This window comes from uncultured Maritalea sp. (assembly GCF_937139385.1).
GTDB classification, from domain to species: Bacteria; Pseudomonadota; Alphaproteobacteria; order Rhizobiales; family Devosiaceae; genus Maritalea; species Maritalea porphyrae_A.
The window spans coordinates 1-9020 of record NZ_CAKZPW010000239.1; the positions used below are offsets into that span (position 1 = coordinate 1).

The 9020-nt window shown below is 50.8% G+C and carries 7 protein-coding genes; 3 read left to right on the plus strand and 4 right to left on the minus strand.

Features of this window, described 5'->3' with window-relative positions; all coding sequences use genetic code 11:
* A partial coding sequence (gene rocF / locus Q0231_RS10040) for an arginase (protein ID WP_299347541.1) occupies positions 1 to 793 on the plus strand: 793 nt, incomplete at its 5' end.
* On the opposite strand, the gene Q0231_RS10045 is transcribed toward rocF, so the two are convergent.
* On the minus strand, positions 794 to 1231 hold the full coding sequence (locus Q0231_RS10045) for an Lrp/AsnC ligand binding domain-containing protein (protein WP_269393430.1): 438 nt from the start codon (positions 1229 to 1231) through the stop codon (positions 794 to 796).
* A gap of 175 nt (positions 1232 to 1406) precedes the next feature.
* On the opposite strand from Q0231_RS10045, the gene putA reads away from it, so the two are divergent.
* Positions 1407 to 4970 carry a bifunctional proline dehydrogenase/L-glutamate gamma-semialdehyde dehydrogenase PutA gene (putA, locus tag Q0231_RS10050; RefSeq protein WP_299347544.1) on the plus strand — a complete coding sequence of 1188 codons (3564 nt, stop codon included), beginning with the start codon at positions 1407 to 1409 and terminating at the stop codon, positions 4968 to 4970.
* 126 nt (positions 4971 to 5096) lie between these two features.
* Here the strand turns inward: putA and rplS are convergent, their stop codons facing one another.
* Together rplS and Q0231_RS10060 are read right to left on the minus strand one after the other, a co-directional pair.
* A complete protein-coding gene (rplS, locus tag Q0231_RS10055; protein WP_269393432.1) occupies positions 5097 to 5597 on the minus strand; it encodes a 50S ribosomal protein L19 in 501 nt (166 codons plus the stop codon).
* A 766-nt stretch (positions 5598 to 6363) separates the two neighbouring features.
* The gene (locus tag Q0231_RS10060) at positions 6364 to 6702 is read right to left on the minus strand and encodes a hypothetical protein (protein ID WP_299347547.1); all 339 of its coding nucleotides are present in this window, start codon (positions 6700 to 6702) and stop codon (positions 6364 to 6366) included.
* A gap of 158 nt (positions 6703 to 6860) precedes the next feature.
* Here Q0231_RS10060 and Q0231_RS10065 point away from each other — a divergent pair, with 158 nt between their 5' ends.
* Positions 6861 to 7730: a DUF5677 domain-containing protein gene (locus Q0231_RS10065; protein WP_299347549.1), complete on the plus strand. Its 870-nt coding sequence runs from the start codon at positions 6861 to 6863 to the stop codon at positions 7728 to 7730.
* A 168-nt stretch (positions 7731 to 7898) separates the two neighbouring features.
* Here the strand turns inward: Q0231_RS10065 and Q0231_RS10070 are convergent, their stop codons facing one another.
* Positions 7899 to 8741 carry a hypothetical protein gene (locus tag Q0231_RS10070; RefSeq protein WP_299347551.1) on the minus strand — a complete coding sequence of 281 codons (843 nt, stop codon included), beginning with the start codon at positions 8739 to 8741 and terminating at the stop codon, positions 7899 to 7901.
* Between the last annotated feature and the right edge of the window lie 279 nt (positions 8742 to 9020).

Sequence of the window (9020 nt, forward strand, 5' to 3'; positions counted from 1 at the left end):
TGACGACCTAGGGGATGTGACACCTGATCAGGTGTCGTTAAAGCTGGCCGGCGCAACTCATCATGAGAATGAGGTCGCCGGCTTTGCACGTGCGCTCAACCGGCAAGGTTATACGGCGCTGAAATCGGGCGCGACGCCGATTTTCTTGGGCGGTGATCATTCGTTGGCCATGGGGTCGGTGACCGGTGTTGCCAAATATGCTGCAGAAATTGGCAAGAAGCTACATGTTTTATGGCTTGATGCGCATCCAGATTTTAACACACCAACCACATCAACGTCGGGCAATATGCATGGCATGTCTGCGGCGCTTTTTTGTGGTGAACCAGGTTTTGACGGGGTGCTTGAAGAGCCAATTCATCCAGTTGATCCCAGCAATTACCATGTATTTGGCGCGCGCTCGATTGATGATGAAGAGGGTGCGCTTTTGCGATCACGGGGCGTTGATGTGATGGATATGCGCCGCATCGACGAGCGTGGTGTCGTTTCGCTGATCAATAGTGTGCTGGATGCTGTGCGAGAAGATGATGCGATGCTACATGTGAGCCTTGATGTGGACTTTCTTGATCCACAATTTGCGCCGGGCGTCGGCACAACGGTTCCTGGCGGAGCGACCTATCGCGAAGCTCATCTTGCTATGGAAATGATATCTGACAGTGGCATGATGACGTCAATGGATTTGGTTGAATTAAACCCCTATCTTGACGAGCGCGGCAAGAGTGCGCGCATGTTGGTGGCGCTTACCGAAAGCGGCTTTGGCCGTCGAGTGTTTGATCGGCCAACTTCAACTGGCTAATCAGTATTCTTTCACCGATTCCATGGCGACAAATGTAGATGTTTGTGCCACATGGGGCAGGGCGGAGATCACTTCGCCCAATACCCGCCGATAGGCCGAAATGTCCTTGGTTCTCACCTTCAGCAAATAATCAAAGCTCGCTGCCATCATGTGGCATTGCGAAATTTCCGGTGTTTGCTTCACAGCAGCATTGAATGCGTTCAGGGCGTTGGCGCGCGTGTCGTTTAAGGTGACTTGCACAAAAGCAATGTGGCCACTGCCAGTTTTTTCGTGGTTGATGCGGGCGCCATATCCCAGAATAATGCCGTCTCGTTCCAGTTTTTTCACGCGTGCTTGCGTGGGGCTTTTGGATAGACCTACTTTTATCGCCAACTCCGCCATTGACAGGCGGGCGTTGGTGGAGAGGGCATTAACAATTTTGCGATCGATCTGGTCCATTTGATCTGCCTTTACTGAATTATCGCTACAAATATCGCTATAATCTATCAACTTTAGCTCATTTGCATTGCAGTTGTCCTTTGTACGGGACAATGGACTGTTTGCAAAGTGATAAGATATGTCCAACATTTGTTTTGCAGGTAAACTGCATTGGTCAGATTAAGGGTGGAGCCCCATGTTGGACAAAATTCGCGAAGAAATTCGAGCACATTATTTGCCGGACGAGGATCAGGTTATTGAGCGTTTGGTGGTGCAAAGCAAACTGTCAGAAACGGACAGACATGCGATTGTTGATGACGCCGCCAATTTGGTGTCTTCGTTGCGCGATCAATCTAAGCAGGGGTTAATGGAGACCTTTTTGGCTGAATATGGGTTGTCCACCGATGAAGGTGTGTCGCTTATGTGTTTGGCTGAGGCTATGTTGCGGGTGCCCGATGGACCAACCGTTGATGACCTTATTGCCGATAAGATTGTTGATGAGGATTGGCTCAAGCATTTGGGTGTTGCGGAGAGTTTTTTGGTTCAGGCCTCTACCCTTGGCTTGGTGGTCAGCTCAGCGCTACTTGATGGTGATGGACCAGGCGTAATGAAGCCGATCGCTCAATTGAGTAAACGTTTGTCCGCACCGGTTATTCGCACAGCCGTTGGCCAAGCAATGCGTATTATGGGCTCCCAATTCGTGCTCGGGCGCGACATTAATGAAGCGCTGAAAAATGGATCGGGGTCGGTTTCAAAGGGCTATACTTATTCCTTTGATATGCTTGGCGAGGGCGCGCGAACACAAGCAGATGCGCAGCGCTATCACAAAGCATATTTAAACGCGATTGAGCGGTTGGCTAAAGAATCTACATTTGGCGATGTGCGCAAAAACCCAGGCATTTCGATCAAATTGTCAGCCTTGCATCCGCGATATGAATATATCAAACGCGACACGGTTGTGAATGAGATGGTTGAGCGCGTTATTGAGCTGGTCAAACCTGCCGCTCAGGCGCAAATGGGCCTTAATATCGACGCTGAAGAAGCGGACCGTTTGGACATTTCGCTTGATATAATTGAAAAGGTTCTTAAGCACCCCGATCTTAAAGGATGGGATGGCTTTGGTGTTGTGGTGCAGGCCTATGGCCCTCGCGCGTCATATGTTATCGACTGGCTTTATGCTTTAGCGCAAAAGCTTGACCGCAAAATTATGGTGCGTTTGGTCAAGGGAGCCTATTGGGATACGGAAGTTAAGCGCGCTCAGGTGATGGGGCTATCTGGCTATCCTGTGTTTACTCGCAAGGTCAACACCGACATTTCTTATCTTGGTTGTGCGCGCAAGCTTTTGGACATGCAGGATCGGATTTATCCTCAGTTCGCTACGCACAATGCACATACAACTTCTGCGGTTTTGCGGATGGCTGGTAATGAGCGTGAGGGCTTTGAATTTCAGCGGTTGCACGGCATGGGCGAAGGTTTGCACGATGTATTGCGGCAGCAAAATGGTACCCGCTGTCGGATCTATGCCCCAGTTGGCGCGCACCGGGATTTGCTTGCCTATCTGGTGCGCCGGTTGCTTGAAAATGGTGCGAACTCTAGCTTCGTCAATCAAGCTTACGATAAGAAAATTCCACCGCGCGCCATTGTTTCGGACCCAATTGGTGCGCATTTGGACCATGTAACGGCGCGCAATACCAACCTACCTTTGCCGCGTGAAATTTTCGGCGTGGAGCGCAAAAATGCCAAAGGTTGGGACTTTACCGACGTAAATGATGTGCGTTTGATCCACCAAGAAAGTCGCAAATTTGCTGCCCCGTTCCAATGGCGCGCGAAGGCTTCCAAGGCGTTGGGGGAAGGGGCGAAGGATCAGCCTGTCTTTAATCCAAGTAACCCAAGTGAAATTGTTGGGTTTGCGGAAAATGTTACCCCTGACCAAGTGCAAAAAGCCATTGGTGTTGCGCTTGAGGGGCAGAAAGCATGGGGTGCCACCGATGTGGTGGATCGCGCTGGTATTCTTAAACGTGCCGCCACTATGTTTGAAGAACGGGCAACGGAATTTTTTGCCTTGGCAACCCGCGAGGCGGGCAAGAGTTTGCCTGATGGCATTGCTGAAGTGCGTGAAGCCGTGGACTTTTTGCGCTATTACGCAAACGAGGGGCTGAAGGCTGAACATCAAGGCGATCCGCGTGGGGTGATTGGGTGCATATCTCCTTGGAATTTCCCCTTGGCGATTTTCACCGGGCAAGTGGCCGCCGCATTGGTGACCGGCAATGCTGTGGTTGCAAAACCGGCTGAGCAAAGCCCGTTGATGGGTGGTTTAGCCGTATCAATTCTGCATGATGCTGGCGTGCCAAAAGACGCTTTGTTGTTGGTTGCGGGTGCTGGCGATATTGGCGCAGCCTTAACCGCTGATCCACGCATTGGTGGGATCTGCTTTACGGGCTCAACCGAAGTGGCCAAATTGATTGATATGCAATTGGCCAAAACCGCGGCAAGCGATGCGATGCTGATCGCAGAAACCGGGGGGTTAAACGCCATGATTGTCGACAGCACCGCGCTTGCTGAGCAAGCCGTGCGTGACATTGTGGCTTCTGCCTTTCAGTCTGCGGGGCAACGCTGTTCGGCGCTGCGCATGCTTTATGTGCAACAAGACATTGCCGATGATCTTTTGGAAATGCTTTATGGCGCAATGGAAGCCTTAAAAATGGGCGACCCTTGGGATGACGCTACCGACGTTGGCCCAGTGATTGATGCTGATGCGCAAGCAGAGATATTGACCTATTGCGAAGGCTTGGAAAAACAAGGTCGATTGTTGCGCAAACTTGAAGCGCCGCAAAAGGGATATTTCGTTGCGCCACACATTTTCAAAGTGGATGGCATAAATGATCTCGAACGTGAAATCTTTGGCCCCATTTTGCATGTGGCAACCTTTAAAGCGCGTCAGCTTGATCAGGTGATTACCGACATTAACGGGCGTGGGTTTGGCCTAACGTTTGGGCTGCACACCCGGGTGGATGACCGGATTGAAAAGATTGGCGCCAAGATCAAGGTTGGCAATTTCTACGTTAACCGCAACCAGATCGGTGCGATCGTGGGGTCGCAACCGTTTGGTGGTGAAGGACTTTCAGGCACCGGGCCAAAGGCTGGTGGACCAAACTATTTAAATCGGTTCCGCAATGGATCGGGTGCGCGTGATCTTGATTTGGACACAGCGTCGATTGGCAAAGATGCCATTGCACATGCATTTGCCGATTTGGAAAAAGGTAAATGGGCCGCGCTGGATGACCGGGCTGCGCTTTTGGGTGTTGAGCCATTGGCCATGCAATGTGAATTGCCTGGACCAACCGGAGAGTTGAACCGTCTGTCTTATACCCCACGGGGCAAAATGCTTTTGCTTGGTGCGGGCGAAGGGCTGGTTGATCTGGCCAAAATGGCGCTGGCGTTGGGCAATAAAGTTGTGGTGGTAACGCCTGAGGTTTCTGCCCAATTGGCGCAAGTGCAAATGGTTGGTGCGCCAATTGCTGTGCTTGAAGGGGTGGTGGACCCCGTGGTTCTTAGTGAACTTGAAATCGATGGGGTTGGCTTGGCCGCGTCAGGCGCGTTTGCTCAATCGGTCCGCCTGGCTTTGGCGAAACGAAAGGGGCCGATTGTGCCCGTGATCACCAATGGGTTTGATGTGGCTGGCTTTGTGCATGAGCGCGCCATTTGCGTGGATACAACGGCGGCGGGCGGCAATGCTTCGCTGTTGGCGCAATCTAGCTAGGTGCCCATTTTTATTGGCCCCAAGCTCAATTGGGGCCATTAAGATCAAAATGCACTTCAATAAATGACAATAAAAAACCCGGCCAATGAGCCGGGTTTTTTTAATTTCGTTGTTAGCGAAAAGCGACTATTCAGCGCTTGCTTCGCCTTCAGCAGCGGCTGCTTTTGCAGCTTCAGAAGCGGCTTTAGCTGCAGCTTTTTCTGCTTCGCGGGCCGCTTTTGCAACTGCGTTTGCTTCGCGCTCACCGTCTTGAATCTTTTTGGTACGTGCATTTGTTGATTCAAAAATACGAGCTGATTTGCCGCGCAATTCACGAAGATAATAAAGCTTCGCACGACGGACTTTACCGCGGCGCAGCACTTCGATGCTGTCGACAACTGGTGAGTAAAGTGGGAAAACCCGCTCAACACCTTCGCCATAAGAAATTTTGCGAACTGTGAAGCTTTGGTTCAAGCCAGCGCCTGCACGAGCAATCACAACGCCTTCATAGGCTTGCAAACGCTCTTTTTCACCTTCGCGGATTTTCACCCAAACTTTAACGGTATCACCGTGAGAAAAATCTGGTGTTTCGCGCTTTGCGGCAAGTTCTTCGAGCTGCTCTTTTTCAAGCTGTTGAATAATATTCATGTTTTTCGTCCGTTGATTCTCGCCGATCAGAGCGTCCCTAAAAGTCGAGCCAGAAGGGGCGGTTACACCGGTCTTGGTGTTTAGTGACAAAATAGATTGGCGGGCTATAACCCGAATTGGCCCCAGAGTCTATGGGTTTGTTGCTGTTTTGATGAAATAAAGAGAGCATTTTTACGCGCCGCCGTTGGTCGCTTTGTCTTTAGTTATACCTCACGGCTCGTAACGCTTTACGGCATGACGCGCTAAAGCCTCGCTATGCCTTCAAGCTGAGCCTCCGGTGGGGCGGCCAAAACGTTGGCCGGGGTCCTCAACAACATGTTGTTTCGTCCATTCTTTGCGCCACTTGTTCTGAATTTGTTGTATGCACCATTCGGCGGCATGAAATAAGAGCCGGGGGAGGCCCAAAGGGCCGACGGCGCCGCGAAGGAATGGCTAAGGCACCTAACCAAAACTTGGGCGGCCAGCCCGAAACCTTTAGGTTTCGCGCCCGCGCAGGTGCAGCCAATCGCATAGCGCGGTTTTAGCGCGTCATGCGGTTTGCGGTACGCACCGCGAGCGAAAACTATTGCAGCATGCGAGGTCTTCAAAGGCTCGATTATTGCGCTATTTTAGGTCATTGAGCCCATGAAGGCCTCGCATGTCATGGCTTTTTGCTAAAATCAAATTGCCCCGGGGTGCTAAACCCTTTTATCCCCTTACCCGCGCTTGCAAGTTGCTCACGTATATTACGCCTTGCAATCAAATTGAGACAGGCGAGCATTGCCCATCACGACTTACGGTTGCCTTCGGTGTCAGGCTGGACATTTTGATTTCGGCGCAAAACAGCATCGTCATTACTGTTCACCACCTTCTTCCAACAGGGCACCAAATTCGGTTTCCCCGGCCACCCCTCGCTCGTCAGCAAGCTGCGTGGCTGAATGAAAGACGAGAGCATGATGACATGGGTGACGTTGGGCGGGGATAAGTTTTTTTGTATTGAGCTGCCAATGGTCGTATCGCCGTCAAGTTTTGAATGCTCAAGCCGCGCGCTGACCTCGGCACCCCCGGTTAATGTTTGTGTGTGAGCGTTGGTGATAAATGTCGGGTTTGAGCTCTTCTTGGTCATTCGTCACCTCTCAGTCTATCTTGAAAACTGCCGTCATTTGACCATATCGAAAATCAGTATACGAAGTCCTGGGTCAATACACGCGCCTTTGGGCGCGGTGTCGATTTCAGCTAACATTGCGATTGCTCTCATCACTCGCCGGATAGTATGCTTCGAAAATGGAAGAATTTACCGAAATAATCGCCAAGTATCAGCCTGATTATATCGAGCGGCATTTTGTCTCTCTCGAAGGCCTTCACGAATTCTCACTACAGTTCTTCAAGGACGTAGCAAACATCTATGATGCTATGACGAGAGTTCGCAATGTGAAGCGAAACCCTTCTGGATTTTCGATTGACGATGCGCCAGTCCTCGGGTTGCTTGTACGGGTTTCCAAGCTCCTCAAGGAATGCGTAAAGTACCACGAGTTGGACAACGCGGAAGTCATCGCGAATTTCGAGCGTCCGCTCTTAGAAGCTACGACGATCGCAACATATCTGATGCTAAACGACAAAGCCGTAATGGAGGATTATCGGAAGTGTTCCTATAAGGACAGGCTGAGAATCCTCAGGGAGCTAAAGGAAGGTTCAGTTTTCTTTGACACCAAAGCTGGCAAGCGGTTGCTTGCTTCTGTAAACGACAAGATGGATTTCGAGGGGCTTACGACGGACGATTTCGCGGAGCAGAAAAAGAATAGGTGGCGGCTTCAGGGAAAGAGCTTTCGTGACATCTTTGCTGAGATCGAACACGACGCTCTATATTCAGCCACTTATGGCATGATGTCTGAGTCAATCCACGGCTCTTGGAATGAGTCGATGGACTGGGGTTTGGTACGCAACGATGATGGAACATTTTCGGCCTTCACAGACAACCATCCGGCGGACATCAGATATGTCACGCCTATTGTGAAATTCACCACCAAGCCGTACCGCCTCTGGCTACAGAGGATCGATGCCTATGACGAAAATTTCAAAGGCACAATGGATTGGATCGAGAGGGTAAACGACCGTTTATTCCACACATTCGACGCCCTCTATGACGGAGAGTAAAACGCTATGGCAACGTAGCAATCATAGCTCGGTTACCATAATGCTGTCTGTCAGATTCGTCCGCTCTTGTCCGCATAGCTTACTACCGCCCTGAGCCTGCAGCAGACCTTTGTCTTGGCGGAAGAAATGCTACAGCGGTAACAATTCAGTACGTGCGGGCAACAGCATTCAACCGTAGGCCGCTTTCAACTCAGTAAAGGCGTCACGGAGGCGTTCGAGAAGTTTAGTGAAGATCGCCTCAAAGTCTTTCAGGTCTGCAATGCCGAGTTGCGCCGCGACATCCACGAGCTTGCCGTCACCCATATCGTGGTCCGCCCACAGGCGAAGATCGTAGAGCCAGAAGAATGGGGCGATGAGGTTTTTTGTGTCGCCGAGCACGTCCCGATATGTCATCTCGAGGAGCTTGTTGCCTTTAGAACCGGCATCGGGCGTAAGGTTGTTCGATGTGAGGAATTTCCGAATCTTAGCGTTGTCGACGTTCTCATTGATGATCTCGTTCAATTCGCTAACGAAACGAATGAAATCATCCTCAGAATTAATAATGACACGGCGGTAGCGTCTCACGACCTCAATGCGGTCCGTAAAGGCCTTCGGCTTGTAGAGCTCGGTGCCGTGCTTGAGAGCAAAGGCTGCGTTCCAATCTTCCAAGGCATTTATGGCTTGTATGCCAACAGTAGGCTCGGAAAATTGCGCGTTGATTTGGGCGTCAAAAAACTCCGACTTCGTGTCATTTTGAGCAAGCAAATTGTGCTCTTTCCAATGGTGCTGTTCAGCGACAGTTAGCTGCTCCAGGTCACCGAGCCATGCGAAGATCGCCCCCTTCGAGTTGATTCCAAAAGACATGCAGCCGTCCGACCAGTTGATTGTTCCATAAGTCTCGCTTGCGAAGCTGACCGCTATTGTTTTGCTGTAAAGGTGTTTTACAAGCACCTCATTGTCAAAATAAACTGGCGTAAGAAAGTGACCATCCAGGCTTTCCTTCGGATCGTGGTTGAACGTTATGCTTGCCATTATGTGGTCCATATAGAATTTCTCTGAGTTGCAACTTATCTAAGCAAGCTTCTGGTTGAGAATTCAACTCTTCAATTAAAACCGCCACAATTTTGAAGCTGCTATAGCGGAAACGGCACTAAGTCCGCATAGCGGAAGTACACAAGTCCAAATACATTTGAGCCTTGTTTCAACTCATCATGGATCCTCGGGTCAAGCCCGAGCATGACGGGTGTGCGTGAGGTGGCAGCAGGGCGTTATCGGTCCGGGCTTTGGGAGGCGGGACGGTGAGGTGATTAT

Excerpts from the sequence above, each read along its gene's own strand:
- putA (WP_299347544.1), top strand. The coding sequence starts at position 1,407 with ATGTTGGACAAAATTCGCGAAGAAATTCGAGCACATTATTTGCCGGAC.
- Q0231_RS10060 (WP_299347547.1), bottom strand. The coding sequence starts at position 6,702 with ATGACCAAGAAGAGCTCAAACCCGACATTTATCACCAACGCTCACACA.
- Q0231_RS10065 (WP_299347549.1), top strand. The coding sequence starts at position 6,861 with ATGGAAGAATTTACCGAAATAATCGCCAAGTATCAGCCTGATTATATC.
- Q0231_RS10045 (WP_269393430.1), bottom strand. The coding sequence starts at position 1,231 with ATGGACCAGATCGATCGCAAAATTGTTAATGCCCTCTCCACCAACGCC.
- rplS (WP_269393432.1), bottom strand. The coding sequence starts at position 5,597 with ATGAATATTATTCAACAGCTTGAAAAAGAGCAGCTCGAAGAACTTGCC.
- Q0231_RS10070 (WP_299347551.1), bottom strand. The coding sequence starts at position 8,741 with ATGGCAAGCATAACGTTCAACCACGATCCGAAGGAAAGCCTGGATGGT.